The sequence below is a fragment of the Chryseobacterium sp. CBo1 genome, assembly GCF_001693475.1.
Lineage (GTDB): Bacteria > Bacteroidota > Bacteroidia > Flavobacteriales > Weeksellaceae > Chryseobacterium > Chryseobacterium formosense.
On sequence record NZ_MAUH01000016.1, the window covers coordinates 21,175 to 47,774 of the forward strand.

Here is a 26,600-nt window from a genome sequence, read left to right on the forward strand (position 1 = left end):
TTTGTAGGTTTTAATCACCATAAATCTTAGTTTCAACCTTACTTTAAAAGTTTATCAATCGTTGCCTGAATTTCCGGGTCTTCCGGAGAAATTGCGTAATATTTTGCGATGCCCGATTTTTGATCAATCACCATGTATCTCGGAATCCAGTTGAGGTCGATGTAATTGTTGAAATCGTTTTTCCAACCTTCAGCAAACCAGTAATTTTCTTTTTCTTTCATGCTGAATCTTTCCAGACTGCTGTCGAATTTCTCTTTTGATCTTTCTAAAGAAAAGAATACAAAATCAATATTCGGATTGTTTTTCTCTAATTCTTCAGCTTTAGGTAAAGCTTTCAGGCAATCTCTACACCAACCTGCCCAAAAATCAATTACCAAAACTTTTCCTTTATGTTGATCTAATATTTGCTTAACGCTGATGCTTTTTCCGTTTTCATCTTCCAGCTTTTGATTGAGTGCTTCTTTTGAAAATCCGGTTTTTGAAACCTGAGGAGTTTTCTGTGCACAACCCAAAGTGAACATGCTCAACATCATGACCGTCATGATCTGTTTCATATCTAAATTTTTTACAAATCTAAACATTGAAATGGAATATAGGAATGAAATAATATGAATTGGCAGAAATTTAAGGATTGAAATAATCTATAAAAGAAAATTCAGCAGCTTTGTCATTCTGACGAAGGAAGAATCTAAAAAGTAATTAGAGATATCTTCATTTCACTTCGTTCCATTCAGAAATCGAAGATTCGACGAAGTCAATGACAAACAGAAATTATTTTCTATTCACATAATTCATAATCACCTGATTGAATTCCTCCTTTCTATCAATCACCACGTTGATTGGCCAGTAATAAACCAGGTCACGCAGATAATCGAAAGTTTTCAGACGAACGTAATCTTTTTCTGTGGTCAGAATTAATTTGTATTCGCCTAGTTTTTTATATTCTGCGACAATATTTTTAATGTCAGCATCAGAAAAATTATGATGATCTCTAAACTTCAGATGTTTTACACGCTGGGAAAATTTAGCCAAATGCGTCAACAACGGTTTTGGGTTGGCAATTCCTGTTATTAAAAGAATATCGTAATAATTCAGATTGTTGTCGGGAAGCATTTTATCTCTCGTTCCGTAAACATTTTCATCATATCCGATTGATGAGAAAAATACCTTTTGAGATTTTGTCGGACGGATTCTTGAGATGTAATACTGCTTGGTTTCTTCGGTCAGTTCATCAGGACATTTGCTGACCATGATAACATCGGCACGATTTGCTCCCGCTCTGGATTCTCTTAAATCTCCCGCAGGAAGAAGATGATCTTTAAAGTAAGGATCATTAAAATCGGTCATCAGAATATTAAATCCTGCTTTGATCGCTCTGTGCTGCATTGCATCATCAAGAATCAAAACATCAAGATCCATATCATCGATTACTTTTTTGGCTCCTGGAACGCGCTCTTCAGAAACAGCGATCACAAAACGGTTTTTAAAACGCTCGAAAAGCTGCATCGCTTCATCACCTACAGTTTTATAGTTACTGTCGTAGTTGGTCACATCATACCCTTTCGTTAATCTTCCATAACCTCTGGAAAGTACCCCTGTTCTGTAGTACTTAGATAAAGATTTTGCGAGATACATCACCATCGGTGACTTCCCGCTTCCGCCCACAGAAAGGTTGCCGACATTGATAATCGGAGTCTTGAATTTCGTAGATTTAAAAATTCCCAGATCATACATGGTATTTCGGATGCCCGTAACAATGTGATAACCTAAAGAAAAAGGATAGAGATACCATCTTTTCATACGTTTGCAAAAATAAGAATTTTCACAGGCTTTAGGAAGCTATTTTGAATGAGTTTTCAACAAAATTCTATATTTTTTTATCATCAAATTAAAGTATTTTTGCAAAAGGTTTAAGATGCGATTTAAACTGAAATTACTTTATGATTCCGGTCACATTGTAAAAGATTGTTTCATACCATTCAAATAGTATTATATTGAGATATTTTATTGAGTTTTCTTATAACGGTAAAAATTATTTCGGCTATCAGATTCAGCCGAAAGATATTTCTGTACAGGAAGAACTGGAAAAAGCGCTTTCAACAATTTTAAGGGAAAAAATTAAAACAACCGGAGCAGGACGAACCGATACCGGAGTTCACGCCAAAAAAATGTTTGCCCATTTTGATACCGAGCAGATTCTGAATGACAAACTGGTTCATCAGCTTAACAGTTTTTTGCCTGCAGATATTGGGATCAAACGAATTTTTCAGGTTAAAGATGATTTTCATGCCCGTTTTGATGCGACCTTCAGAACATATGAGTATTATATTTCTTTAGAAAAAAATCCTTTCACTCAGGATTCAGCATGGCAACATTGGAGAAAACCTTTAGATATTAATAAAATGAATGAAGCCTGTAAAATTTTATTTGAATATGAAGATTTTACGAGTTTTGCAAAGCTTCACACCGACAATAAGACCAATCTCTGCAAAATGTACAGGGCAGAATGGGAACAGAACGGAACTGAATTGAAATTTACCATTTCAGCAAACCGGTTTCTTAGAAATATGGTAAGAGCAATTGTCGGAACGATGGTTGAGGTGGGTTCAGGAAAAATTCAGCCAGAAGATGTGAGAAAAGTGATCGAAAACAAAGACCGGAACTCGGCAGGAACTTCTGCTCCGGCGCATGCACTTTTTTTGGTGGATGTTGGTTATGAATTTTAAATAAATGATTAAATTTATACCAAACTAAAAACGATGATGTCAATAATTATTCTTGTGGGAGCTTATCGTTATTATGCGGGTTTGGCTGAAAGATTCGGCAAAACAAAATGGCATTTCGGTCTTTTGGCGATTGGTCTTTATATAGGTTTTCAGATTTTCTTTATGACTTCGTACGAAGTTTTCATGGTTTTTAAGAATCCGAATTACCTGAACGAAAATAATTACACGGGCTTTTCAGGAATTAATATTATCAGCTGGTTGTTTGCAATAGGAGGTGTATACGGAATCTACAGAATTCTTGAAAACAGATTAAAAAAAGGAATTACAAAAAGTCCGGCTCTTGAAATAGAAGAAATAGGAAATAAGGAATTATAAAAATAATGGTGACTTGATGTTTCAAAGTCACCATTTTAATTTTAAAAAAAACTAAAAACCATGGATGAAATCGGGAAATTAGCATTTGCCCTCAATCATTTTGCAGGACTCACAGAAGAGGATTTCAGATTATCTGAAAATTACTGGCTGCCTAAAATATATAAAAAAGGAGATTTCTATAATCTTCGAGGAACGGTTTGTACCTATTTCGGGTTTATTGTTGATGGTGTTTTCCGTTCTTACACAATTGATGAGAAATCGGGGGAAGAAAAAAATGTTTTTCTGTATTCTGCCAATGGTTTTGTGGTTTCTTTTAAAAGTTTCATCAATCAGATTCCGTGTGATTACCATACTCAGGCTTTAACGGATGCTTCGATTATTTTTATTCGATATACCGATTTGCTTTCATTATATAATCGGTCGCACCGTTGGGAAAAGTTTGGAAGATTGCTGGCGCAGGAAGCATTCAACATTACCATGTCGAGAATTGAAGGGTTTATTTTAAAATCTACTGAAGAACGGTATTTAGATCTGATCAAACAGCATCCCGATATTTTTAAGAATGTTCCGTTGTATCATATTTCTTCTTATTTGGGAATTCAGGGGCCATCATTAAGCAGGATCCGGAAAAGAATTTCGGGTAAGTAATACGATTTTAACCAAGGTTAAAATTATCCTCATTTTATTCGCGGAACTTTGTCTCATAATTTAAAACCAATTAAAAATAAAAGTTATGAAAACAAAAACTATCGTATTAATTCATGGATTATTTGTGAACAATACAAGCTGGAAAGAATGGAAAACTTATTTCGAAACAAAAGGTTACACCGTACACACTCCGGCAAATCCGGGGCATGAAGGAAATCCTTCAGATTTAAAGAAAAACATTCCGTCGCATTTGAAAGATGTAGGTTTTGATGAAGTGGTTGCTCATTTGTCGGGGTTCATCGATTCACTTCCCGAGAAACCCATTATCATCGGACATTCGTTCGGCGGATTGATGGTTCAGAAACTGATTGATATGGGTAAAGCAGTTGCAGGGGTAAGCATCGATGGTGCGCCTCCCAAAAACGTAATGGCCCCTTTTTCTACAGTAAAAATTGTCTGGCCGGTTGTGAATTTCTTTACAGGAAATACTGCATTTTTAGGTTCGAAAGAGTGGTATCATAAGGCATTTTTCAACAATTATTCAAAAGAAGAGAGCGATAAACTGTATGAAACCGTTGCTGCTCCCGAAAGCAGAAAACTGGCGAGAGACCCGCTTTTCAAATCTTCAGCAAAATTAGATTTAAACAAACCTCATGAGCCATTGTTGTTCATTGCAGGTTCTAATGATCATATTTTCCCGGCAAAATTTTCAAAAAAAATTGCTGATGCTTATAAAGATAATAACAGTGTTGTTGATTTTAAAGAATTTGAAGGAAGAAGTCATTTTATCGCAGGTGAAAAAGGTTGGGAAGAAGTTGCAGGGTATGTTTTGAGCTGGATTGAAAAACAATAAAAAATAATAATCTAATCTTGTTTTTTCTATGACTATTTTACATCCATGTAAAGGTTGTAAAGTTAGAAAGCTGTATTTTTGCATAGAATTTTTTCAAATTAATTCTTTACGTCAATTTCTATAATGAAAAAACAAGATACGTGGGCAATTGTAAAAAGGCTGTTCTTCATTGGGATGAAGTTTCGTAGCTGGTTTATTTTTACCCTGATTATTTCCGTTATATTATCCGTTGTTTCTACTTACAGACCTTATCTTACGATGCAGATTGTAGATAACGACATTACAAAGCTGAAAGATGAAGCTTTGATGATAAGACATATTTATGTTTTGGTAGGGCTTGTTTTTGCGGAAACGATTTTAAATTTCTTTCTGGTTTATTTCTCCAATTATATTTCTCAGAATGTGATCAGAGATATTCGTGAGAAACTTTATAATAAGCTGATTTATTTCAGGACTGCTTTTTTTGATAAAACTCCGATCGGTCAGTTGGTGACAAGAGCCGTTGGTGATGTTGAAACTATTGCGACAGTTTATACAGACGGTTTTCTGATGGTTTTTGGCGATGTTCTGAGAATTATTTTTGTACTTTTTATGATGTTTCAGGTCGATGTGCATCTGAGTTATATTTCTCTTGCGATTTTACCCTTAATGGTTGTCATTACGCGATTTTTTCAAAAGAGATTAAAAAAAGCTTTTGGTGATGAAAGAACATGGACTTCCAATCAGAACTCATTCGTTCAGGAAAGATTGGCAGGAATGCCAATCATTCAGGTGTTCAACAGGCAACAGGCGGAATTTAAAAAATTTGATGAGATCAATATCACTTTAAAAAGTGCTTTGCTTAGAACCGTTTTTATTTTCTCTTTGTTTTTTCCTGTTGTTGAACTAATTTCTTCCCTGTTCATAGGATTTGTCCTTTTTTACGGAGGCTATATTACCATCAGTGCAGGTGTTGTGATTGCGTTTATTCAGTTTATTTCGATGCTGATTCGTCCTTTGCGACAGATTGCAGACCGTTTCAACAATATTCAGCGTGGAATTGTCGGTGCAGAAAGAGTTTTGGGTATAATGGATGAAGACTATGCAATGCCCAATACAGGAACGGTAAAAAAAGATCATTTCCACGGAAAGATAGAATTTAAAAACGTCCGTTTTTCTTATGATGAAAAGCAGGAGGTTTTAAAAGGAATAGATTTTAAAGTAAATCCGGGAGAAACTGTTGCGATTGTCGGAGCTACCGGAGCAGGAAAATCTACAATCATCAGTTTGATTACAAGATTATATGACATCAATTCAGGAGAGATTTTTATTGATGATGTTGAATTAAAAGATTACGAACTGTACAATCTCAGAAGTCATATCGGTGTTGTGTTGCAGGATGTATTTCTTTTCCACGGAAGCATTTATGAAAATCTTGCATTCGGCGATGATGAGATCACTTTAGAAAAAATAAAATCGGCGGCAAAAGAAATTGAAGTAGATCAGTTTATCGAGCAGCTTCCGGGAGGTTATGAATATGTGGTGAGCGAAAGAGGTTCATCCATTTCATTAGGACAAAGACAATTGCTGTCTTTCCTCAGGGCGTATTTATCTGATCCGAAAATTCTTATTCTGGATGAAGCTACATCTTCAATTGATCACGAAAGTGAAAAATTAATCCAAAGAGCTACCGAAAAGATTACCAAAAACAGAACCTCAATTATCATCGCGCATAGGCTTTCAACTATAGAAAAAGCTGACAAAATTATTGTGATGGAGCACGGTAAAATTGTGGAAGAGGGCAAACATCTTGAGCTTCTTGATAAAAACGGATATTATGCCACCTTATACAAGGCTCAGCTAAGGCATGAAATCGAAGTGGAAGAAGAAAAATAATCTATAATCCGTAAGGAATTATTTCTAAATCTTTTTTCCAGCTTTCGCCATATTTTTCGGTTAAATATCGGGCAACTTCATGATTGTTCTTTTTTGCTTTTTCAGACATGTAAGTGGTGATAACGCAGTTTTCGTAAACGACACCAACACCATATTTGTTTTTAAACTGATCATGATTTCTAGACATGATCCCAAACTGTATAAAATATTTAACGTCTTCTTTTTTGTCTGAAACACTTTTATTTTCATTTCCTTTTTTGGCTTCGAGAACGACAGGTTCATATTTCTGTGCAAAAATGAAAGTTGAAGATACAATTAATCCTAAAGCAAAAGTTGTTTTGATGAAATTCATGGCTTCTATTTTCCTTTTTGATGATTAAATGATGTCTAGGTTAAAAATTTTAATAAATCCTACTCAAATTTTTTCTCTGTATAAAGAACTCTTTTCAAAAAATGATCTAAATGATTCATTAAGAAACAATTATGCAAAGCATCATTAATACTATGTTTGTTAACATTGAGTTAATATTAAATTCACTTTAAATTCACAATTAAGAACTTAGGTATAGTTTTTGTTATTTAGAAGAACTATAAAAAATATGGCTAACCCTATGGTTATTTCAGATAGAATTGCTAAATTTATTAAAAAATTAGCTTTTTGTTGTTTTTAACAGGGGTTAGTTATGTGAATTTTGTTATTTTTTAATTAAAAACAAAAATATAAAGATGAATAATATCCAAGACGAATTTCAGGTCTTAAAAGATGAATTGAAAAAGTTGAACATCGATGTTCAAAAAATTGTAAAAGTAGGTAACGGCAGTATGGATTTCCATGAAGTGTTTTACAAATCACCTAGGTACGAAGATGTAAAGACGGTCTATGTGCAGCGTCATACTTTAGATCATCTTATTTCGAGATTTAAAGAATGTTACACCAGCTAAAAATATCAAACGCCTTCAAAACCGAAGGCGTTTTTTATTTTATATTTTTTTAAAATCTATAACCCAGTGAAAACCCGCTCCTGAAACCTGCCCAAGGACCGTCTACTTTTACCCTTGCACCGTTAGAATTGGTTTCTACTGTATATTCAACGAAAGGAATATCGAGATTTTCAATTTCTTTTTTTAGCTGAGCCTGCATATCCGGAGTTAAAACTACATCACTTGATAAGCTGAAATCTCCTCTTCCTGAACCATAATGGGCTCCTGCAATCCAGAAATCAAGGACAAGATTGTGCTGTTTATTTAAGAAAAACTGTGCACCAATCATCAATCCGCCGCTGTTTCCGCTTGCTTCTCCGTTTCCTTTTAGCGGAATAGGATAGGTGGTATTAAAGGCTGTATAATCATAAGTGAAATCAAAAGTATTGGACGAAACTTTGGAATATCGGTAGTAAGGAGCAAAATAAAATCCTTTTCCATAACCTTCCCCGATATAAAATCTCGGTTCGACGGTGAAATTTGTTGCTTTAATTCTCAGATTCTGAAAATCTTTTTCATCTTCTTCACTCAAAAAAGCATTCATAAAAGGAACTTTTCCTTCTGCAACGGTTCCAAAACCTACATTGATCGCAAACCAACGGTTGATCGATCTTTCATATGACAAATTAATATTTCTGAAAGCGTAGCCCGTAATGTTCGTTTTGATGATATTCATTTTATCTTCAGGAGTAGAGTTTGCCTGTGATGTGGTAGTGATTTCCTGAGCAGTGACTTCCGACAGCAGAAAACAAGGGACAAGTAGCAATATTTTTTTCATAGCTTCAAATTTTGATTAAATGGTGTGGTAGTAATTGGCAATATTTTCAATGAAAACATGGTTTACAGAACCGTTCAATCAAAAACCGTTCTAAAATTTTATTTTTGATGTAAATTTTTTAATAATAATCATTTCTGTTTGCGAATTCTTTGGTAATATTTCTTAAAAAAATCCACCTGAAATATTCAGATGGATTTTTCTGTACCCAAACTAATATTTTTAGTGAGTTAACTGGATAATAAATTTTGAGATGAAATTTATTGATATAAGGATTTATCTTAAACTACAGATATTACATCAAAAAAATTCAGAATTTAAAAATTGCAATTCATCTTGAGTCGGATGATTTTTAAAATCAATAAAAGTCCGAAATTCAGGGGTGTCGTCACAGAAAATTACGTCGAAAGCAAAACGGTTATTTCCGTACAAACCTCTGTGAATTATGTTGGCGGAAAAAATTAACAGGTCGCCACGATTTAGGCTGACTGTTTTTCCTCGCTGAAGATTGTCATTTGGTTTTCTTCCGTTTAATGAAAGTCTGGTTTCCTCTTCTTCCTGCAAATCCCAGTTCTTGTGTGTGGTTGGAATAAGCTCAATTCCTATTTCAGGTTGCAAAGGAATTCTGAAATGAATAACGTTTTGTGTTTTGATTTTTTCTTTTTGTTCGTCGATACTCATTCCGGTGTACTGAATATCACGATGCCAATAATTATTCTGATTTTTATTAAATGGATCAAAGAACAGCTGTGTATTCAGAAATATAGCTTTTTCGGGAAATAGTGAACGAACAATCTCTGAAATTTTATCCTGAACAATGAATTTAAAAATCTCCAGCCGTTCATCTTGCGCAATGAATTTGCTTGAAGTAAGACTATGGCTGTTGATTAACCCTGATTGATAATATTTTTCATTTTCTTTCAACCAGTTATCGTGGAATTTATGTAAGATTAATTCCAGATCTTTTAAATCTTCTTCAGAAAAATAATTTTCTAAATAGATATAACCCGAGTCTTTATAATCTTGAATTAGTATGTTTTCCATGATGTTGGTTGTCAATTGTCGTCAAAATGAAGAAAATTATTTAGGCAGATACATTATTTTTCTCTGCAAGCGCATTCATGATGTTCGTTGAGATACGCAATGGTGGTTTTGCAGATTTTCTCTAATGCATCAACATTAATGTCAGATAACTTTTTCACGTAAATACAAGCTTTTCCCATTTTAAATTTACCTAAATCATCCAATAAATGTTGGTTGTCTTCAGTGGGAGAATGAACGTACAATGAAAACTCTGCTTTGCGGGGTGAAAAACCGATGAGTGGCATATCACCTTCGTGTCCGCTTGCATATTTGTAATGATAGATGCCAAATCCGATAATGGTTGGCCCCCACATTTTAGGCTCAAAGCCAGACCATTTGCTCATGAGTTTAATCAACTCGAAACTGTCGGCTTTTTTTTGATCCTGCTCTACATAAGAATTGATAAAATCACTTACATTTACTTGTGTTTCGGTGGTTTTGTTGGGTTTTGCCATCGTATTAAAATTTAAAAATTCTTTTGAAATAGCATCATGATTTTATTTCCTTAAAATCTTTTCCATTGCTTTGCCTTTTGCCAATTCGTCGATCAGTTTATCAAGATAACGGATGTTTCTCATAAGTTCGTCTTCGATTTCTTCTACACGATAACCACAGATTACCCCTTTGATCAATGAAACATTGGGATTGATCTTCGGAGCCTGTTCAAAAAAATCTTTAAAACTGGTTTTGCTTTCCAGAATTTTCTGAAAGCTTTTTTCATTGTAGCCAGTCAGCCAGAAAATAATTTCGTGCACTTCTTCCTTCGTGCGCGCTTTCTTTTCTGCCTTTTCAATATAGTGTGGGTAAACTCCGGCAAATGACATTTTGTAAACCCTTTCGAAATTTTTGCTTTGCATGCTTTTATTTTAGAGGTTCGTAGATCAATTGTACAACTCCTGATTTGAAAATATTGGTTTTTAATAGCTTTAAATTTAGCTTGCTTTTCAAATCTTCAAATAAAGGTTTCCCGCTTCCTAAAGCAACCGGATGAAGAGAGATTCTGTAAACATCAATTAAATTTAGCTCAATAAAAGTTTTAATAAGACTTGCGCCACCGTAAAGCCAAATGTCTTTTCCTTCTTGTTGTTTTATTTCTGTAACTTTTTCTGCAATATCAGAATTAATAAAAGTTGCATTCTGATCTTCTCTTTCCTGACTTGAAAATACGAATTTATTTTTTGAATGAATGGTTTCCCAAAGATTGATTTCTTCGGAACCTGCATTTTCATCGGGTTGATAATTTCCCCAAGAATCGTAACTTACCCTTCCATAGAAAATGGAATCAATGTTTGAAAGAAAACCATCAAAATTCATGTCATCATCCATAATACACCAATCGATTTCTCCGTTTGGTCCTTCTATAAACCCATCTAAAGTGGTGGCAAGATCCAGGATTATTTTTTTCATATTTAATTATAACTGAAATGTGATTAGATATTGTCTTAGCAAGCAACTAAAAACCATCAACTATCAACTAAAATTAATTGATTATTTCGGCATCCGGATTTTCATGAAGTTTTGCTATCCTTTCTTTCCAGTTTTGAAGCTCTTCATCTGTTAATCTGATCCATTCTTTTATTTCACCGACAATTTTGAGAGGTTCAGTGCTGCGATAAGATCGGGTAGGGTTTCCCGGAAATTTTTTGTCGGTTACATTGGGATCATTTTCAAATTTACCTGTCGGTTCTACGATATAAATTCTTTCGCGACCATCACCTTTTGCCAGTGCGGCAGCCAAACCGGCTCCGTTTTGTAACGCCGTAAAGTAGATATGATTCATGATGATTTCAGAATGATAATTCGATCCGAATCCTGCACTCAGCAAATCTCCGATCTGAAGATCAGCTTTTGTACCGTGATAAAATGGGCCATTATCAAGAACCTGTTCGTCTTTTTTGTTTTCCATTGTGGAAGTTTTTTTAGGGTTGGAACAACCTGTAAACTTAGGAATTTGTTTTTAAATTGGAAAACCGCTCTAGGAATGAATGGTTTGCATATTTAAATCATATTTAATTAACTCACTGTCACCTCAGAATCTTTATAAATATTCCAAAAGTTATAATCGGTCATTGGGGCATCGGTGATTCCGACATTTCGTCCCATCGTTACAATTTGTCCTCTGTGATACGTTCCATGCAAAACAATGTGCTGAATGTATTCATACTTTGAAAAATCACACTGAAACCATTGAGATTCGATTTTTACATTTTTTGCAAGATCTTCTTCGGATAAACTTTCGACATATTCCATTAGTTTTTTTGAATTGTTTCTGATGCCGTTGAAAATTCCTTCTTTGTCGATAGTTGCAGAGGTTTTTTCAAAATCAAAATCATCATTTTCTCCGATGTGGCTCCACCAATATTCCTGCGTTTGCCAAATATGATGCAATGTTTTCAGGATGGTCGGAAAACTTGAAATAACTTCCTGATTAAGCTGTTCGTCGGACTTTGTCGAAAGCCAGTCGATGTACTTGTTGACTACCCAGTTGTTGTACTGGGCGGTGTGTGTCATTAATGTTTTTAGATTCATGATATTTTATAGTTTGGTATTATAAAATTAATGAAAAGTCTTTGATTTGGATTAAAGAAAAAAACTCTATTAATTAAAGAGCGGTATCCTATTATTTTGATGAATATATGGTTTAATTTGATTGGCCACGAGAGGAAAGTGCCTCTTCGCTGATATCCGCAACCTGAATGCTTTTAATAGCTGATTTGGTTGAGGATGCTGTACTTCCGCCCATGATGTATAATTTATTGTTATAAATTTCCGCAGCAGCATGTCTTCTGGGAATCATGTTGGATGATAATTTATGTAACTTATTGGTTTCTGTATCAAAATAGGCCAGGAAATTTTGATTATTATAACCGCCTGCAATAAAAATCTTATTACCAGATACGGCTAATGAATGACCGGATATCGCAGCAGGCATCGTATATTGCTCAGTCCACTCATTTTTATTGAGATCGAATACATTGACCATGCGGGATGAGGTACCATTAAAACCACCGATGACATACAGCTTATCATTCACAATTTTGCCTCTTGTTTCTCTGGCAGTTGGCATATTCGGTAACGGATTCCATGTATCTGAAGAAATATCGTAATATTGGAATCTGTCAGAAAATACTGTGGTGGCAGCATTATTTAGCCCACTTCCGCCGAACGTATATATTTTTCCGTTATGAATGGCAGAACCTGCATTTCCTGTGTAGGCATGATTAACAGCTCCCTTTGTTTTTTTATAAGTTTCAAGGTCTATAATTTCAAGATTGCTGTTTCCCCAACCGTTAAAAATATAAATTTTATTATTGTAAGTCTCCGAATTGGCAAATCTTTTAGGAACCAGACTGGAGTTAATGACACTCCAACGGTTATCTTTAATGCTGTATTTCTCAATAATTGTAGCATTGCCATCCGAATCTTTATATCCATTGCTCACATAGATATTGTCTCCCGCAATGGCACTGGTTATCGCTCCTCTGCGCGTAGACATATCCGAAAGATGTTTAAAATTTAAGGTTTGTGCATTCGCGAAGAATAAGCCGAAAAGTGAAAGGAGGAATGACTTTGTTTTCAATGGTGGTGAGGTTTGGTTTAATTGATTTTCTGTCTAGAAAAGTATGTTTTAAATATAGGGAAAAGTCACGGATTGGAAATATGAGATATCGAGTTTGTTTTGAAATGGAAAACAGCTCGGATGAGAGCGGTTTTTATGTTTGAGGTACTAGCGAGACGCTTGCACCAGCGTAGGAGAAAGAAATCTAGCATTATTTAAACTAATTTTATTTTCTTTAAGCCTTATTAAATTTATCTATCAGATAATTAATAAAAGCACTGCAGGATACTAACATAAACTTTGCATCTTCTTGTTCTAAAAATTCTTCTTCAAGTAGAGCATGCCTAATTCCATTTGCTTCGCTAGTATAACCATAAAGGTTTGAAAAAGCTTTTTTTAATGCAGGATGGATCTTCGTTTTATCTTCAAGCTGTTTTAAAGCCTGTCCTAAAGTTGCCTTACGATCACTTGTGATAATTGCGCAGTAGGCTTCCACTGCACTTATAGATTCTTTTATAGAATTTCTATAATCTGGTGCTTTTCTATCTGAAAAAAGTTCTATGGCTCTACTGACATGTAGATTTACCGTTTTAAAACTATTCGTGTTTTCAAGAGCTTCATTAATAGATGAAATTTCTTCGTCATTAGTTATTGGTGTTATAATATTGTCTATGAAACGATAGCCAGACAATTCCGTCTTTAATATACGATTACAATAATTTATAAACTCAGTATTATGTTCATCATCATCATAACTACTTGAGAGAAATTCTAGCAGGTCATATATTTCAAACCATTTAGCTTTAAAAAAGAAATCTTTGACAAATCGACGAAATTCTGGAACGAATGTAGGCATTTCATCATATCTCTTTTTGAAAAAAAATATCCAAATTCTTGTTAAGAAGGTTGATATAGGCGCACGATTAGAACTTACATAGTTTTCTTTAATAATATCCCAATAAAAAAAAGTAATTGCATTCCAAAGCGCGTTTTTTAATTCTTCATCAATATTGTCGATTTGAATTAAATCTTTGACTTTATTTTTTCCTATTCTTTCCGAAAATTTCATATTGTGTAATTAAATTTCAAAGGTACATTATTAGATATATCTTAAAAAAATTAAAGTCACGAATTATAAATCCGCGACATCGAGGGGTAGGTTGAAATCTATACTAAGATTCCAAAATTTCTTTTAAGGTCTCAATAAACTCTTGAGTATCTAAGAAGTAACTTGGATAAGCTTTTCTTAAAGAATCTAATGAGTTAGAAGATACCAATACAACTTGTCTCTTATTTCCATCAGCAATTAATGCTTCTTCCTTAAGATATTCTGCAGATGCTTGTTCAATAGAAATTTTAGGAAAAGTTCGTATTCTAACTTCTTTATTAGAAATATCTAATACAACCAAATGTAAACTTCCTTGTTTTTTATCTGTCTCAATATTTGAAATAACCTGACTGAAACCTTCAAGTTGTGTAACTATTTGTAATCTATTAGCCTCAACTTTTACTTTATTGAAAATTTCATTTTTCGAGAAATTATCAAATCTCGACAGTGTAGATGTATTCTCTATGTAGGCAAATGCATTACCTACTAACGCAAAAAAATCAAGATAATCCTGGGGACCCTGACTTGATTTTAAAGAATGATCAATGAAAGTACCCATTGTTTCAACAGCAGTAGCCCAAGCATGTTGTAAACGGGTTCTAATTTGTAATTCAATCATTAAGCCATCATAATTTTTATTTAGTAGATTTTTATATTTATAAACAATATGATAGCATCTATATCCTGAGTCTTTAGGGTTCAAGATATAATCTTTTTCATTTTTAACATAATGTTGAAATTGCATATTTTTATATAAATCAACTATTTGATTAACTTCTGTCATACTTGGCAGTATGGCTCTTAGTCCACCAATATCTTGCATCTGAGATAGGCGCATATTTGGGAATCTTTCAAGCTTCAATAGCATTGAAGGAGTTCTTTTCAGCCTCTGAGAAACGAGATAATCTACTCCTGTCCTATTTAATTTCTGCCTGAGTGTTGATTGGAAGGTATTGATAGGATAAGCATGACAAGATCTAAAATTACCTAATATTTCTAATGCGTGTTCTTTCTCTTGTATTGACGAATTACTATCAATCAGCACATTACCTGCATCATCGATTTGTCTCTTACTAAATTTTAAAATATTATCTTTTAATGCCATTGAATTTTTATTAAATCTAAAATAAGTAAAAATTATCAAAAAACCGCCCAGAAAAATCTGAACGGTTTTAAATTTATTTGCCTCGGTCACTGACCGTTACATCATTCCCGGCATTCCACCACCCATTGGCATAGCTGGTTCGTCTTTTTTCACTTCAGTGATTACACACTCAGTTGTAAGAAGCATTCCAGAAACTGAAGCTGCATTTTCAAGGGCAACTCTTGTTACTTTCGTTGGGTCGATGATTCCTGCTTCAAGCATGTTTACATACTCGTCAGTTTTAGCGTTGTAACCGAAATCTGCAGTTCCTTCTGCCACTTTAGCAACAATTACAGAACCTTCACCACCAGCATTAGCAACTATTTGTCTCAATGGCTCTTCGATCGCTCTTTTTACGATTTTAATACCTGTAGATTCGTCTGCATTTGCACCAGAAAGATTTTCTAAAGACGCGATAGCTCTTACCAAAGCAACACCACCACCTGCAACAATACCTTCTTCAACTGCTGCTCTTGTAGCGTGAAGTGCATCATCTACTCTGTCTTTTTTCTCCTTCATTTCAACTTCAGAAGCTGCACCTACATAAAGAACGGCAACACCACCTGCTAATTTAGCCAATCTCTCCTGCAATTTTTCTTTATCGTAATCAGAAGTAGATGTTTCCATCTGAGCTTTGATCTGTGCAACTCTTCCTTTGATTTTACTTTCTTCACCACCACCGTTTACGATAGTTGTATTGTCTTTGTCGATAGATACTTTTTCAGCAGTTCCCAACATATCCAATGTAATGTTTTCCATTGTGAAACCTTGCTCTTCAGAAATAACTGTACCACCTGTCAAGATCGCGATATCTTCCAACATTGCTTTTCTTCTGTCTCCGAATCCAGGAGCTTTTACTGCAGCAATTTTAAGAGAACCTCTCAATTTGTTTACCACTAAAGTTGCCAAAGCTTCACCTTCAACTTCTTCAGAGATAATTAATAAAGATTTACCTCCCTGAGCGATTGGTTCAAGAACCGGAAGCAATTCTTTCATTGAAGAAATTTTCTTCTCTACTAAAAGGATGTAAGGATTTTCTACCTCAGCAACCATTTTCTCAGGGTTAGTCACGAAATATGGAGATTGGTAACCTCTGTCGAATTGCATACCTTCTACAACATCTACCGTTGTATCAATACCTTTAGCTTCTTCCACAGTGATTACACCTTCTTTCCCAACTTTTCCGAAAGCTTCAGCGATCAAAGATCCGATAGTTTCGTCGTTGTTAGCAGAAACTGAAGCAACCTGCTTCACCATTTCTGTAGAATCTCCAACCGTTTTAGATTGAGATTTAAGATTTTCAACAACAGCAGTTACTGCTTTGTCGATCCCTCTTTTCAAATCCATTGGGTTTGCACCAGCCGCTACGTTCTTAAGACCTTCTCTTACGATAGCTTGTGCCAAAACAGTAGCGGTAGTTGTACCGTCTCCTGCAATATCATTGGTTTTGGAAGCCACTTCTTTTACCATCTGCGCTCCCATGTTTTCTACTCTGTCTTCAAGTTCGATTTCTTTTGCAACAGAAACACCGTCTTTCGTTACGTGAGGTGCACCGAAAGATTTTTCGATTACTACGTTTCTACCTTTTGGTCCCAATGTTACTTTTACTGCATTAGCTAATGCATCAACCCCTCTTTTTAAAGCGTCTCTTGATTCAATATCGAATTTTATTTCTTTTGCCATTGTTTTAAGCTTTTGGCGAATAGCTTTTGGCTTTTGGCCTTAGCGATTCGCGTGTTTAATTTTATAATTTGATTTTAATTTTAGCTTGTTAGATTTATATATTAACATTAAGAATTTAAGAAAAAAAATTTATTAAAAGATATTTTAAGAATTTGCCTTTGGCAAAATTAAGCAGGACGCTTAAATGTCGAAGGTATTCTTAATCAGTCTTTAAGATGAGATTTAACTAACTAAATTTCTTAATGTTTAAAATTTAAATCAAGAAAAAATCTTACCCGATGATTCCTAAAAGATCTCCTTCTTTTACAATTAAATAATCCTTTCCTTCCAATTTCAATTCAGAACCTGAATATTTCCCGTAAAGAACTTTGTCACCTACTTTTACAGTTGTTGGCTCATCTTTTTTCCCTGGTCCAACTGCTACTACTGTACCTTCCTGTGGTTTTTCTTTTGCGGTGTCCGGAATAATAATACCTGAAGCTGTTTTAGTTTCTGCAGCGATCGGCTCGATCAAAACTCTGTCTGCTAATGGTTTAAAGTTTACTGACATAATATATTTAATTTTTTAATTATTTCTGTGTTGTCTTTCGCTAATTGTATGCCAAGAGGCTTATTTAAAAATTTTGGCAGACTTTTGAGGGGAAGTGTGAAATTTTGGCAGAAAAAAAGCTTCCTGAATTTAGGAAGCCTGTATTTTATTTTCTGCATTTTTGCTCGTATTCGTCAAGAAGATTCATGTAAGGTTTACTGGCATATTCATAGTCAATTTTCATTGCATCAAAACCTTCTCCTCTGTTTTTAGCTAATTTTCTTAATTCTTTCTTTTTTTCAAAGCCTTCTTTTCTTGCGGTTTTTACATCATCTTCAAATTCTTTTATGCGTTTATCTAAATTGTCTGCAAAAGGAATACAATCTTTCGTTACTTCATAAATTGCTTTCTTCAACTTATCATCAATTTTTCCTAAGTTGAAGAAATTTACTCTGTTAAGATCAATGACGATATATCCATATTCTTCATCTGGTTTTTTCATATACGGCAGATAAATGTTGTTTGTATATCTGTTATTCTGGGTGAAAACAATGTTTATTCCGTAGAGATTTGCTTTTCCTTCCTGTTCTAAAGGTAAAATAACTGTTTTGTTAACATCAATAATTTCACCTTTTACATTAATTGTTTTAAGCTTCATTTTGTCATAAACAAGTTTCTCAGAACCGTCTTTTTTGTCGAGAATGATAATTCTCTTAATATCGTTTATACCAATTTTTTCAATAGCTGAAGATTGCTCTTCTTTAAACTTAAACTCATCAATCTCAAATCTCAGCTTTTTCTCAATATTTCCCAACAATAGCATGTCTGCATGAACGAATCGTGGATTCTGAAAATTTTGTAAATAACCGGTTTTTACATCTCCGTTCTCCATGATAATTTCTGCTGCTACAGAGGGCTTTTTACCAAAGTAAACATCTTCTTGGGAAAAAGCAAAAGAGAATGAAAGGATAAATAGCAGTACGATGAGTTTTTTCATATTTATTCTGATGAATTGTTTTAGTTTTTCTTTCCTGCAGCCTGCATCGGATTTACCTTTCCGTTGGCGCCGCCTCTTACTGTGGCTTTCTGTTTTTCTTTAAATACCTGGAATTTTGAGGTTTCGGAAGAGCCTCCGTCGTTACTCCAGAAATTGTTTGATGTATCAATGTCCGCCGTTTCTCTCATCGGGTCAAGCTGAATTGATTTTAATTTTTTATCGAAATAAAAAGTCTTCGAAACTTTCTTTTCGTTGTGTCTCCAGATTTGGGCTGAAGTTCTATCTCGTAATTTTGAACCGTCTTCAAAGGTAAACTCAAGGATAATAGGCATCACTAATCCGCCTTTGTTCACAAAATCAATTTGATAAGCATTAATTTTTTTGAATTTCTCCTGTTCTTTTTTGTCTAAGGCAACATTTGGTTCAGACTTTAAAGAATATTCTTTATTGGTGTCAACTTTCTCCTGACCTCGGTCATAACGGTAATAAAAATCCTGAAGATCTTTGTCTTTTTCTACTTCGAAATTAATTGTTTTATCTTCTTTATTTCTGATTTTCGAAATGTCTTCAAACTCATTTTGCAAAGGTTTTTCAACTTTATATTTTTCTTCGGTTGAAGAAGCTGTAACTTCAAAATCAGGATTGGCAACCGTTACTTTGTCGATAGCAATGTCCACCGGATCTGTTCCGTAGAACCATCCTCTCCAGAACCAGTCGAGATCCTCACCACTTGCATCTTCCATTGTCCTGAAAAAATCTGCGGGTTCAGGATGTTTGAATGCCCATCTTTTAGAATAGGTTTTAAAAGCTTTATCGAAAAGTTCTCTTCCCATAATCGTTTCCCGAAGAATATTTAAACCTGTCGCCGGTTTTGCATAAGCATTCGGACCAAACTGAATAATATTTTCAGAATTGCTCATGATGGGTTCCAATTGATCTTTCGGGAGTTTCATGTAATCAACGATCGTCCAGGCCGGACCACGTTTTGAAGGGAATTTGTTATCCCATTTTTCTTCCGTTAAATATTCGGTAAATGTGTTTAATCCTTCATCCATCCAGCTCCATTGTCTTTCGTCTGAATTGATGATCATCGGGAAAAAGTTGTGCCCTACCTCATGAATGATTACTCCTATCATCCCGTTTTTCACCCCTTCGGAATACGTTCCGTCTTTTTCCGTTCTTCCGAAATTGAAGCAGATCATCGGATATTCCATCCCATTGGAAGCTTCCACAGACTGCGCCACCGGATAAGGATAAGGAATCGTAAATTCAGAATATGTTTTTATTGTATGCGCAACTGCTTTCGTAGAATATTTTCTGTACAAACCATAAGCTTCTTTAGGATAGAAACTCATTGCCATTACTTTATTATTGTTTTCAGGGATGGTAACACCCATTGCGTCCCAAACAAACTTCCTTGAAGCCGTCCAGGCAAAATCTCTTACATCTTTTGCCTCAAAAACCCATGTTTTTCTTTGTTTTGAATGATTTTTTTCTGCTTTTTTAGCTTCATCCAAAGTGACAATTTCTACAGGTTCGTTTGAAGTCTGAGCTTTTTTATATCTCGCTAATTGTTCCGAACTTAAAACCTGTTCATAATTTTTACATTCTCCTGTTCCTCCGATCACATGGTCTGCAGGAACATTTATCAAGACTTTATAATTTCCGAAAACTAAAGCAAATTCTCCTCTTCCTGTAAACTGATGATTCTGCCATCCTTGAAAATCACTGTAGACACACATTCTCGGAAACCATTGGGTAATTGTGTAAAGGTCGTTTCCGTCTTCAGCAAAATTTTCATAACCGCCACGACCTCCCATTTTTATTCGGTTGGGAATATTGTAATTCCAATCGATTTTGAAAATGAATTTTTCACCTTTTTTTAAAACTTTAGGCAGATCAATACGCATCATCGTTTTATTGACTGTGTATTTTAAAGGATTTCCTGAAGCATCGGTTACTTTTTCAAGATTTACACCATATCCATTATCTTTTACAGGCAATTCTGAAACTTTCACTTGCTCGTCATTTAAAGATTTTGGCAGGGTAGAAGAGAACTGATAATCTGCTTTTTTTACCGTCGACTGTTGGTTTTCGTCTAATTGAAGCCAGATATAGTCCAAATCATCCGGAGAATTGTTGTGATAGGTTACCGTTTCTGAACCTTTCAAATTTCTTTTATCTTCATCAAGATATGCCACGATGTCATAATCTGCTCTGTTCTGCCAATACGCTTGTCCAGGAGCTCCGGAAGCTGTTCTGTAAACATTCGGAGTCGGGAGAATTGTTCCCAGCTGCTCAAAACGGTTTCCGTGATTGCTTCCCGGATTATTCTGAATGTTTTGGGCAAAAACGCCTGTGAAAAAAAGAACTGAAAGTGCAGAAATTGTAAATTTCATTTCGGATGATTTAATAATATTCAAATATAATAATAAGTCGTTGAAAATATATCAGATTTTTTTAGAATGGAAGTCGTTCTAAGGTCATTTTTAATGAAAGCGCAAAAACTCCCGATGACACAAATAAAACCCAGTCTTTTTTGTTGACTTTAAATATATTTAAAAGGACAAAAAGTAAAACTAAAATACCAAGAACGATCACAATTTGCCCGACTTCCAAGCCAATATTAAACCCTAAAAGCGGCAATGAGATGCTCTGACTTTTGGCGATCATCACTCTTGCAGTATTGGCAAAACCCATCCCATGGATCAAGCCAAAAAATAAGGCTAAATAATAATTGATGTTATTTTGTGACTGCTTCTTACTTTTCATTAAAATATTACCAAGTGAAGTTAAAACAATCGTCAAAGGAATCAGAAATTCTACCCATGCAGAAGGAACTCTTACGACATCTAAAATGCTTAAGGCTAAAGTTACCGAGTGCCCAATCGTAAAAGCTGTTACCAAAACCAAAATTTTCTTCCAGTCGCTGTAAGAATAAATAGCAATTAAAGCCAGCACAAAAAGTTGATGATCCAAAGCGTCCAATGAGATAATATGTTCCCAACCGAGATTCAGATAGAATAAAAAATCCTGCATTTCTAATAATTTTAAGGAAATGCGATGATACAAAATTTATTTTAACTTTGTATAAATTTCGATGTCATGATTGTGAATATAGAACTTGAAAATTCTGAGGATTTTGCTTTTATCAAGCAACTTTTAGAAAAACTAAAAGGAGTGAAATCTGTTTCTGTGCAAGAGGAAGAATTTTATGAAGATGGAACGCCAAAATGGTTTATTGATAAACTTGCAGATTATGCAGATCGTCTTGAAGAGAAAGATATGGTTTCTGAAGAACAATTTCTTAAATATGTTGACGAAGAAATATGCAGATTGAATTCTCAAAAATAGCTCAACTTACTTTAAGAAATCAAATAGAGTTTCTTGAAATGACTTGGACTAACAAACAAATCGTGAGTTTACTTCAGGATGTGAATAAAGTGACTTTAGATTTGAAGAATGGAAAGTTTAATCAATTTCAAAGATATTCAAAAGATATTCGTTCTGCATTAATCGGCAAAAAACACGTAAGAATGTATTTCAGAAAAGAAAATGAAAGCCAAATACGAATTCTTTTATTCTTTGATATGAGACAAAATCCTGAAAAAATTATTGATTTGCTGAGATGAAAAAATATTTTGTCTTCTTTATTATTTCCTTGTTTGTGATGGTTTCATTCAGCAAAAAACATCCTTATCATGTTGGTTCGGTAGAAATGAATTACAATTCGAAAACTAAAAATTTTGAGATTACCGGAAGGTTTTTTCTTGATGATTTAGAAAACGGATTATCTAAAAAATATGGTAAGTCTTTTCATTTTAATGACCCGAAATACAAACCTCAACTTAACGAGGCTTTAAAAAATTACAGTTCAGAATATTTTAAGCTGAAAACCAATAATCAATTTCTAAAAGTCAACTTTGTAGGCTATGAAGAAGACAGCGAGTCTGTAAATGTTTATTTAGAATCTGAATCTGTCTCAAATCCGAAAAAAATTGAAGCTGCCGTAAGTTTTTTATACAATCTGTTTGATGATCAGATCAACATCGTTCATATTATTGTTGATGGAGAAAGGAAAAGTGAAAAACTAACGTATCCCAATAGATATTTATATCAGCAATTTTAAGCTATTTTTCTAATTGTAAAAATGCATTTTCTGCTTTTGCATGTGCTAATAAATCAGGAAAAAAATCATCATAACATTTCTGCAAAATGTCTTTGTTGTCTAAAAATGCCTGAAAAACAGGAATGTCTTTATCTAAATATTTCGCCTTATTCAAAACATTCTGAATGCTGAATTTAATTCCCCAATCTTCACGATAATTGAATAGCCAGTCGTCGTGTTCCATTTTTGCAAGCATTCTTTTGAAGTTTTCAGGAAGAAATTGTTTGTTTTCATTCAAAACATGGTACACTTTTAATGAATGTTCTTTCCAGCCTTTTAATGAGTTTAAAGAAAAATCGGTTGCCAGAAAATAATCCATCGAAACATCTACAAAAGCTCCTGCATACAATCTCACAAGCGGACTGAAAACTTTTTTTGCTTCATGAATTGCCGGATGAGAATCGGTAAACGTATCAATTGCTCGGTGCATCGTAATTCCGTCCTGAATTTCTTTCGGAAAAGAAAAACGTTCTTTGTTTCGGATGAAGTCTTCCAAAAACTGTCCGACAATTTGTCCGTCAGAAAAAGAGAGAAACGAGTGGGCGAGATAGTTCATACTGCAATTTAGAATTTAAAAACAAAAAAATCCTCCGAAATTATTTTTAAGGAGGATTAATTTACAATTTTAAAGTAAATATTTTTATTTTTTAATAAACTTTTTACTTCCCACTAAAGAATTTTTATCCGAATAAACGCTCAGGAAATATTCTCCTGAAGGCAAACCTTGCAGATTAATACTTTTTTTATCAGTCATCAGAACGATCTGTCCTAAAGCATTGATTACTTTGAAAGAATAAATTTCATCATTTTTAATCCATATATTGATTTCATCTTTTGCAGGATTCGGAAATACAGTAAAATCTGTGATATTCTGATTTTTTATTTCAAACGTTCCCAGATTGGCAGTCGGCATAAACTGAGAAACGACACAGGCAAAACGTGCAAAACCAAACGCTTCATTTGAAGGATTGATGTTTCCTGTCGCAATTCCGGTGGGCTCAGAGTTGAAATTCACATTCGGATTCGCCCATCTGTTTATTCTTGTACAAGAAAATCCGGAGTCTGCACACTCATTATTATACGCCATGATTGTTCTCCATCGTTGCGAAGGCAAGCTTGAAGTTCCTAAACTTATTGATGTCTGGTTGATGTATCCGTGATGATTTTCACAAGGCGTTGTAGAAGATGAAACATACCAGTCGTGATTAAGCCCCATATTGTGCCCCATTTCGTGTGCTAAACTGTAATTGGAAACAACACAATTGAATAATGTTACGGTAAACGCACTGTTGGCTGTATAGTTAGTCGGGTTAGAGTTCAAATATCCTAACCCGCAAATGTTGGTGGGGGTAGAGGTAACAAGAGCACAAAGATCGGCTCCGTATGTGGTTCTTAAGCTATGAACATCATCCATGAATCCATCATTATTATTTCTGAATCTTGGTAAGTCTGTATAAATATCTCCTGACTCTGTATAAATGATCTCCCCCGAATATACAAGATTAATGGAAGTGTTTGTAACGCCGGAATTAATCAGCGCCGTATTAAAATTTGTAATTGCCGTTGCTACAAAAGAGTTGCTTTGTGCAACACCGCCCCAAGATGCTCTTGCTGCAGAAGTGTAAACAATAAGTACATCAATGGTGGTTGCAGGGCAAATCGCAGTAGATTCTAAGCAAATATTAGAATTAACCTTTTGTGAAACAGAAGATTCGTTCAAAATGAAATCTGTTGTTGCATCTTTATTGATTAAAGCTGATTCGCTTACTACCGAAACTGCAAACAGATTGCTGTCAAGCTGATGAAAAATTATTTTTTCTCCTGAAACTGATGTGTACATCCCCGTAATTGCGTTTTCTGCCTTTGAAAGAACAAGTTCAGATTTTGGCTCGTTTTCGATAGTGAAAACAGAAGATTCAGATTTGTTACTATACAGAAAAGACTTTGAAAATTTTGCCTTGATGATTCTGTTGCTGGGTAAATTTATTTCAAGATCAGATTTTATATTAAATAAAGATTGAGTATAATATTTCGTCAGCATATAAGTCGACGCTAAATTTTTATTAAGCTTTTGCTGCTCTTCAAGATTATTATCATTAATCGTATTCTGAAATATTTTGTTTTGAGCAAAAAAGGTAATGCTGCAAAATAACATAAAGAGAATAATGCTATTTTTCATAATCATGTGAGGTTAAGAGTTTTGTTTTGTAAATATAAAGTTTTTAATATCAATTTAATTAAAAAAGTCTTTCATGAAAATCCTCCACTTTGCTCACTTCTTCAATCTTGATTCCGAATTTTTTCTTGGGAAGTTTATTTAAATTAGAAATAAAAATTTTCTCATAGCCCAGTTTTTCGGCTTCTGTAATTCTTTGTTCGGCTTGTGCAATGGGACGAATTTCTCCGCTTAAACCAATTTCTCCGGCAAAGCAATAATGCTCGGAAATGGCAATGTCTTCATTGGAAGAAAGAATAGAGGCAACAACAGCAAGATCCAGAGCAGGATCATCAGTCTTAATTCCGCCTGTAATATTGAGGAAAACATCTTTTGCGCCCAATTGAAAACCTGCACGTTTTTCAAGGACAGCCAATAACATATTCAGCCTTTTTGAATCGAAACCGGTGCAGCTTCTCTGCGGAGTTCCGTAAACTGCCGTACTTACCAAAGCCTGAATTTCGAGCAGCATCGGTCGGTTTCCTTCTAAAGTTACGGCAACAGAATTTCCGGAAAGTTCTTCAGATTTTTTTGTAATTAAAATTTCAGAAGGGTTTTTAATTTCCTTTAAACCCTGCGAAATCATTTCATAGATGCCGATTTCTGAGGTTGAACCAAAACGGTTTTTATTCGCTCTCAGCAACCTGAAAAGATGATTTCGGTCTCCATCAAAATTCAAAACAACATCGACCATGTGTTCTAAAACTTTTGGTCCTGCAATTTGGCCGTCTTTGGTAATGTGCCCGACTAAAAATACAGGAACATTGTTTTCTTTGGCATATTTAATAATTTCATTGGAACATTCACGGATTTGCGAAACGGTTCCGGGAGAACTTTCTATCAACTGTGACTGTAAGGTCTGAATAGAATCGATAATGACAAAATCGGGCTCTAATTTTTTTGCTTCGTGAAGAATTTTTTCCAGCGAAGTTTCTGTATAAAGAAAACAGTTCGGGTTTTTAATTTCGGCTAAACGGTCGGCTCTCATTTTAATCTGTGAAGCACTTTCTTCTCCTGAAACATAAAAAATTCTCTTTTTCATTTTCAAGGCAAGCTGCAAAAGTAATGTTGATTTCCCTATTCCCGGTTCACCACCAATTAATGTGACGGAACCTAAAACAATTCCACCACCTAAAACTCTGTTGAGTTCATCCGAGGGAGTTTTTATTCTCGGTTCTTCAATCGCTTCAACCTCAATAATATTAATAACATGCTGTTTTGATTTAGAAAATGGAGGTGTTTTGGATGAGGTTTTTTCTACAACTTCTTCTACTAAAGTATTCCATTCGCCGCAGTTTTTACATTGCCCGGTCCATTGTGGATATTGCGAACCGCAGTTCTGACAGAAATATGCTGTTTTGAGTTTTGCCATACTGCGAATTTCAAAATTTTTTTTGAATATTTCTTTTCAATTTTTGATTAATTTTCAGTTATGAAAAATATTTTTTTGAGTTTGATGATTTTTGTAGTCATGTCGCTTTTGCATACTCAGTTTACGGAATCGGCTGTTAAGCTTTTGAAATTACCGGGAGGGAGTTTTGGAATGTATTCTATATTTATTCTTATCATGTGTTCGATTATAACAGGAATAGGTTTGGTAACAGTAATTATTTTTAAAAGAAGTTATGGCTCTATATTAAAGATTGCAATTCTGTTTGAGATTATATATTTGTTTTTCATACTAATTTCAGGGAATAATCCATTCTTGTATTTTTCAGATTCTACAAATGAAAATCTTTTAATGATAATGATGTATGGAATTTCAGGTTTAGTATTTCTTCTGATGTTCTTTACTCATTTATTTTATATGAAAATAATTTCATCCAAAAATAAGAACTTATCATAGATCAATGATTCATTAAGAAACGCTGCATACATTTG

Annotated in this window: 31 protein-coding genes; 10 read left to right on the forward strand and 21 right to left on the reverse strand. The window is 34.4% G+C overall.

Features of this window, described 5'->3' with window-relative positions; genetic code table 11:
* Positions 1–38 precede the first annotated feature (38 nt).
* Together BA768_RS10985 and lpxK are read right to left on the reverse strand one after the other, a co-directional pair.
* Positions 39–554, reverse strand: a complete 516-nt coding sequence (locus BA768_RS10985) for a TlpA family protein disulfide reductase (RefSeq protein WP_065720778.1) — start codon at positions 552–554, stop codon at positions 39–41.
* A 217-nt stretch (positions 555–771) separates the two neighbouring features.
* Positions 772–1,800 carry a tetraacyldisaccharide 4'-kinase gene (gene lpxK / locus BA768_RS10990; RefSeq protein WP_065720779.1) on the reverse strand — a complete coding sequence of 343 codons (1,029 nt, stop codon included), beginning with the start codon at positions 1,798–1,800 and terminating at the stop codon, positions 772–774.
* 191 nt (positions 1,801–1,991) lie between these two features.
* Between lpxK and truA the strand changes: the two genes are divergently transcribed.
* The 5 genes from truA to BA768_RS11015 all read left to right on the forward strand — a co-directional run bounded on the left by truA (position 1,992) and on the right by BA768_RS11015 (position 6,477).
* The gene (gene truA, locus BA768_RS10995) at positions 1,992–2,726 is read left to right on the forward strand and encodes a tRNA pseudouridine(38-40) synthase TruA (protein ID WP_083206644.1); all 735 of its coding nucleotides are present in this window, start codon (positions 1,992–1,994) and stop codon (positions 2,724–2,726) included.
* Positions 2,727–2,759: 33 nt separating this feature from the next.
* Complete coding sequence (locus tag BA768_RS11000) at positions 2,760–3,101, forward strand: hypothetical protein (protein ID WP_065720781.1); 342 nt, start codon at positions 2,760–2,762, stop codon at positions 3,099–3,101.
* 60 nt (positions 3,102–3,161) lie between these two features.
* Positions 3,162–3,749, forward strand: a complete 588-nt coding sequence (locus tag BA768_RS11005) for a Crp/Fnr family transcriptional regulator (protein WP_065720782.1) — start codon at positions 3,162–3,164, stop codon at positions 3,747–3,749.
* Positions 3,750–3,834: 85 nt separating this feature from the next.
* A complete protein-coding gene (locus BA768_RS11010) occupies positions 3,835–4,602 on the forward strand; it encodes an alpha/beta hydrolase (RefSeq protein ID WP_083206645.1) in 768 nt (255 codons plus the stop codon).
* Between the two features lie 123 nt (positions 4,603–4,725).
* A complete protein-coding gene (locus BA768_RS11015) occupies positions 4,726–6,477 on the forward strand; it encodes an ABC transporter ATP-binding protein (protein ID WP_065720784.1) in 1,752 nt (583 codons plus the stop codon).
* A gap of 1 nt (position 6,478) precedes the next feature.
* Here the strand turns inward: BA768_RS11015 and BA768_RS11020 are convergent, their stop codons facing one another.
* Entirely contained in the window at positions 6,479–6,829 is a 351-nt protein-coding gene (locus BA768_RS11020) for a hypothetical protein (RefSeq protein WP_065720785.1), read from the reverse strand.
* A 374-nt stretch (positions 6,830–7,203) separates the two neighbouring features.
* Between BA768_RS11020 and BA768_RS11025 the strand changes: the two genes are divergently transcribed.
* A complete protein-coding gene (locus BA768_RS11025; protein WP_065720786.1) occupies positions 7,204–7,419 on the forward strand; it encodes a hypothetical protein in 216 nt (71 codons plus the stop codon).
* Positions 7,420–7,468: 49 nt separating this feature from the next.
* Here the strand turns inward: BA768_RS11025 and BA768_RS11030 are convergent, their stop codons facing one another.
* The 15 genes from BA768_RS11030 to BA768_RS11100 all read right to left on the reverse strand — a co-directional run bounded on the left by BA768_RS11030 (position 7,469) and on the right by BA768_RS11100 (position 21,375).
* Positions 7,469–8,236 (reverse strand): DUF3575 domain-containing protein, encoded by a 768-nt coding sequence (locus BA768_RS11030; protein ID WP_065720787.1) that lies wholly within the window; start codon positions 8,234–8,236, stop codon positions 7,469–7,471.
* Positions 8,237–8,533: 297 nt separating this feature from the next.
* The gene (locus BA768_RS11035; protein WP_065720788.1) at positions 8,534–9,277 is read right to left on the reverse strand and encodes a phytanoyl-CoA dioxygenase family protein; all 744 of its coding nucleotides are present in this window, start codon (positions 9,275–9,277) and stop codon (positions 8,534–8,536) included.
* Positions 9,278–9,330: 53 nt separating this feature from the next.
* Positions 9,331–9,771 (reverse strand): DUF1801 domain-containing protein, encoded by a 441-nt coding sequence (locus tag BA768_RS11040; RefSeq protein WP_065720789.1) that lies wholly within the window; start codon positions 9,769–9,771, stop codon positions 9,331–9,333.
* A gap of 42 nt (positions 9,772–9,813) precedes the next feature.
* Positions 9,814–10,173, reverse strand: a complete 360-nt coding sequence (locus BA768_RS11045) for a DUF2200 domain-containing protein (protein ID WP_065720790.1) — start codon at positions 10,171–10,173, stop codon at positions 9,814–9,816.
* A 4-nt stretch (positions 10,174–10,177) separates the two neighbouring features.
* On the reverse strand, positions 10,178–10,723 hold the full coding sequence (locus BA768_RS11050; RefSeq protein WP_065720791.1) for a dihydrofolate reductase family protein: 546 nt from the start codon (positions 10,721–10,723) through the stop codon (positions 10,178–10,180).
* 73 nt (positions 10,724–10,796) lie between these two features.
* Complete coding sequence (arr, locus tag BA768_RS11055) at positions 10,797–11,222, reverse strand: NAD(+)--rifampin ADP-ribosyltransferase (protein WP_065720792.1); 426 nt, start codon at positions 11,220–11,222, stop codon at positions 10,797–10,799.
* A gap of 107 nt (positions 11,223–11,329) precedes the next feature.
* A complete protein-coding gene (locus BA768_RS11060; protein WP_065720793.1) occupies positions 11,330–11,845 on the reverse strand; it encodes a DinB family protein in 516 nt (171 codons plus the stop codon).
* A gap of 112 nt (positions 11,846–11,957) precedes the next feature.
* Entirely contained in the window at positions 11,958–12,812 is an 855-nt protein-coding gene (locus BA768_RS11065) for a Kelch repeat-containing protein (protein ID WP_065720794.1), read from the reverse strand.
* A 298-nt stretch (positions 12,813–13,110) separates the two neighbouring features.
* Complete coding sequence (locus BA768_RS11070; RefSeq protein ID WP_065720795.1) at positions 13,111–13,944, reverse strand: AbiJ-NTD4 domain-containing protein; 834 nt, start codon at positions 13,942–13,944, stop codon at positions 13,111–13,113.
* Positions 13,945–14,047: 103 nt separating this feature from the next.
* The gene (locus BA768_RS11075; protein WP_065720796.1) at positions 14,048–15,088 is read right to left on the reverse strand and encodes a RelA/SpoT domain-containing protein; all 1,041 of its coding nucleotides are present in this window, start codon (positions 15,086–15,088) and stop codon (positions 14,048–14,050) included.
* A 96-nt stretch (positions 15,089–15,184) separates the two neighbouring features.
* The gene (groL, locus tag BA768_RS11080) at positions 15,185–16,810 is read right to left on the reverse strand and encodes a chaperonin GroEL (RefSeq protein WP_065720797.1); all 1,626 of its coding nucleotides are present in this window, start codon (positions 16,808–16,810) and stop codon (positions 15,185–15,187) included.
* A gap of 271 nt (positions 16,811–17,081) precedes the next feature.
* Entirely contained in the window at positions 17,082–17,360 is a 279-nt protein-coding gene (groES, locus tag BA768_RS11085; RefSeq protein WP_029295711.1) for a co-chaperone GroES, read from the reverse strand.
* 145 nt (positions 17,361–17,505) lie between these two features.
* Positions 17,506–18,336, reverse strand: coding sequence for a hypothetical protein (locus tag BA768_RS11090; protein WP_065720798.1), 831 nt, complete (start codon positions 18,334–18,336; stop codon positions 17,506–17,508).
* Between the two features lie 20 nt (positions 18,337–18,356).
* Positions 18,357–20,735 carry a M1 family metallopeptidase gene (locus BA768_RS11095; protein ID WP_123947102.1) on the reverse strand — a complete coding sequence of 793 codons (2,379 nt, stop codon included), beginning with the start codon at positions 20,733–20,735 and terminating at the stop codon, positions 18,357–18,359.
* 61 nt (positions 20,736–20,796) lie between these two features.
* A complete protein-coding gene (locus tag BA768_RS11100; RefSeq protein WP_065720799.1) occupies positions 20,797–21,375 on the reverse strand; it encodes a HupE/UreJ family protein in 579 nt (192 codons plus the stop codon).
* Positions 21,376–21,441: 66 nt separating this feature from the next.
* Here BA768_RS11100 and BA768_RS11105 point away from each other — a divergent pair, with 66 nt between their 5' ends.
* The 3 genes from BA768_RS11105 to BA768_RS11115 are packed head-to-tail and all read left to right on the forward strand — an operon-like array spanning position 21,442 to position 22,465.
* Positions 21,442–21,690, forward strand: a complete 249-nt coding sequence (locus BA768_RS11105) for a hypothetical protein (protein ID WP_034672453.1) — start codon at positions 21,442–21,444, stop codon at positions 21,688–21,690.
* Between the two features lie 38 nt (positions 21,691–21,728).
* Complete coding sequence (locus BA768_RS11110) at positions 21,729–21,968, forward strand: hypothetical protein (RefSeq protein WP_065720800.1); 240 nt, start codon at positions 21,729–21,731, stop codon at positions 21,966–21,968.
* Positions 21,965–22,465 (forward strand): DUF6702 family protein, encoded by a 501-nt coding sequence (locus BA768_RS11115; RefSeq protein WP_065720801.1) that lies wholly within the window; start codon positions 21,965–21,967, stop codon positions 22,463–22,465. Before BA768_RS11110 ends, BA768_RS11115 begins: the two co-directional genes overlap by 4 nt.
* A 1-nt stretch (position 22,466) precedes the next feature.
* On the opposite strand, the gene BA768_RS11120 is transcribed toward BA768_RS11115, so the two are convergent.
* From BA768_RS11120 to radA, 3 genes are all read right to left on the reverse strand, one after another.
* Positions 22,467–23,060, reverse strand: coding sequence for an ACP phosphodiesterase (locus BA768_RS11120; protein ID WP_065720802.1), 594 nt, complete (start codon positions 23,058–23,060; stop codon positions 22,467–22,469).
* Between the two features lie 84 nt (positions 23,061–23,144).
* Positions 23,145–24,683 (reverse strand): M12 family metallo-peptidase, encoded by a 1,539-nt coding sequence (locus BA768_RS11125; protein ID WP_165601787.1) that lies wholly within the window; start codon positions 24,681–24,683, stop codon positions 23,145–23,147.
* A 58-nt stretch (positions 24,684–24,741) separates the two neighbouring features.
* Positions 24,742–26,091, reverse strand: a complete 1,350-nt coding sequence (radA, locus tag BA768_RS11130; protein WP_047482557.1) for a DNA repair protein RadA — start codon at positions 26,089–26,091, stop codon at positions 24,742–24,744.
* A gap of 60 nt (positions 26,092–26,151) precedes the next feature.
* On the opposite strand from radA, the gene BA768_RS11135 reads away from it, so the two are divergent.
* Complete coding sequence (locus BA768_RS11135) at positions 26,152–26,565, forward strand: hypothetical protein (RefSeq protein WP_065720804.1); 414 nt, start codon at positions 26,152–26,154, stop codon at positions 26,563–26,565.
* Positions 26,566–26,600: the final 35 nt, after the last annotated feature.

What these genes read in the sequence shown, in the direction of transcription:
- BA768_RS10985 (WP_065720778.1), bottom strand. Translation starts at nt 554, where the DNA reads ATGAAACAGATCATGACGGTCATGATGTTGAGCATGTTCACTTTGGGT.
- lpxK (WP_065720779.1), bottom strand. Translation starts at nt 1,800, where the DNA reads ATGAAAAGATGGTATCTCTATCCTTTTTCTTTAGGTTATCACATTGTT.
- BA768_RS11000 (WP_065720781.1), top strand. Translation starts at nt 2,760, where the DNA reads ATGATGTCAATAATTATTCTTGTGGGAGCTTATCGTTATTATGCGGGT.
- BA768_RS11005 (WP_065720782.1), top strand. Translation starts at nt 3,162, where the DNA reads ATGGATGAAATCGGGAAATTAGCATTTGCCCTCAATCATTTTGCAGGA.
- BA768_RS11010 (WP_083206645.1), top strand. Translation starts at nt 3,835, where the DNA reads ATGAAAACAAAAACTATCGTATTAATTCATGGATTATTTGTGAACAAT.
- BA768_RS11015 (WP_065720784.1), top strand. Translation starts at nt 4,726, where the DNA reads ATGAAAAAACAAGATACGTGGGCAATTGTAAAAAGGCTGTTCTTCATT.
- BA768_RS11020 (WP_065720785.1), bottom strand. Translation starts at nt 6,829, where the DNA reads ATGAATTTCATCAAAACAACTTTTGCTTTAGGATTAATTGTATCTTCA.
- BA768_RS11025 (WP_065720786.1), top strand. Translation starts at nt 7,204, where the DNA reads ATGAATAATATCCAAGACGAATTTCAGGTCTTAAAAGATGAATTGAAA.
- BA768_RS11030 (WP_065720787.1), bottom strand. Translation starts at nt 8,236, where the DNA reads ATGAAAAAAATATTGCTACTTGTCCCTTGTTTTCTGCTGTCGGAAGTC.
- BA768_RS11035 (WP_065720788.1), bottom strand. Translation starts at nt 9,277, where the DNA reads ATGGAAAACATACTAATTCAAGATTATAAAGACTCGGGTTATATCTAT.
- BA768_RS11040 (WP_065720789.1), bottom strand. Translation starts at nt 9,771, where the DNA reads ATGGCAAAACCCAACAAAACCACCGAAACACAAGTAAATGTAAGTGAT.
- BA768_RS11045 (WP_065720790.1), bottom strand. Translation starts at nt 10,173, where the DNA reads ATGCAAAGCAAAAATTTCGAAAGGGTTTACAAAATGTCATTTGCCGGA.
- BA768_RS11050 (WP_065720791.1), bottom strand. Translation starts at nt 10,723, where the DNA reads ATGAAAAAAATAATCCTGGATCTTGCCACCACTTTAGATGGGTTTATA.
- arr (WP_065720792.1), bottom strand. Translation starts at nt 11,222, where the DNA reads ATGGAAAACAAAAAAGACGAACAGGTTCTTGATAATGGCCCATTTTAT.
- BA768_RS11060 (WP_065720793.1), bottom strand. Translation starts at nt 11,845, where the DNA reads ATGAATCTAAAAACATTAATGACACACACCGCCCAGTACAACAACTGG.
- BA768_RS11065 (WP_065720794.1), bottom strand. Translation starts at nt 12,812, where the DNA reads ATGTCTACGCGCAGAGGAGCGATAACCAGTGCCATTGCGGGAGACAAT.
- BA768_RS11070 (WP_065720795.1), bottom strand. Translation starts at nt 13,944, where the DNA reads ATGAAATTTTCGGAAAGAATAGGAAAAAATAAAGTCAAAGATTTAATT.
- BA768_RS11075 (WP_065720796.1), bottom strand. Translation starts at nt 15,088, where the DNA reads ATGGCATTAAAAGATAATATTTTAAAATTTAGTAAGAGACAAATCGAT.
- groL (WP_065720797.1), bottom strand. Translation starts at nt 16,810, where the DNA reads ATGGCAAAAGAAATAAAATTCGATATTGAATCAAGAGACGCTTTAAAA.
- groES (WP_029295711.1), bottom strand. Translation starts at nt 17,360, where the DNA reads ATGTCAGTAAACTTTAAACCATTAGCAGACAGAGTTTTGATCGAGCCG.
- BA768_RS11090 (WP_065720798.1), bottom strand. Translation starts at nt 18,336, where the DNA reads ATGAAAAAACTCATCGTACTGCTATTTATCCTTTCATTCTCTTTTGCT.
- BA768_RS11095 (WP_123947102.1), bottom strand. Translation starts at nt 20,735, where the DNA reads ATGAAATTTACAATTTCTGCACTTTCAGTTCTTTTTTTCACAGGCGTT.
- BA768_RS11100 (WP_065720799.1), bottom strand. Translation starts at nt 21,375, where the DNA reads ATGCAGGATTTTTTATTCTATCTGAATCTCGGTTGGGAACATATTATC.
- BA768_RS11105 (WP_034672453.1), top strand. Translation starts at nt 21,442, where the DNA reads ATGATTGTGAATATAGAACTTGAAAATTCTGAGGATTTTGCTTTTATC.
- BA768_RS11110 (WP_065720800.1), top strand. Translation starts at nt 21,729, where the DNA reads ATGACTTGGACTAACAAACAAATCGTGAGTTTACTTCAGGATGTGAAT.
- BA768_RS11115 (WP_065720801.1), top strand. Translation starts at nt 21,965, where the DNA reads ATGAAAAAATATTTTGTCTTCTTTATTATTTCCTTGTTTGTGATGGTT.
- BA768_RS11120 (WP_065720802.1), bottom strand. Translation starts at nt 23,060, where the DNA reads ATGAACTATCTCGCCCACTCGTTTCTCTCTTTTTCTGACGGACAAATT.
- BA768_RS11125 (WP_165601787.1), bottom strand. Translation starts at nt 24,683, where the DNA reads ATGAAAAATAGCATTATTCTCTTTATGTTATTTTGCAGCATTACCTTT.
- radA (WP_047482557.1), bottom strand. Translation starts at nt 26,091, where the DNA reads ATGGCAAAACTCAAAACAGCATATTTCTGTCAGAACTGCGGTTCGCAA.
- BA768_RS11135 (WP_065720804.1), top strand. Translation starts at nt 26,152, where the DNA reads ATGAAAAATATTTTTTTGAGTTTGATGATTTTTGTAGTCATGTCGCTT.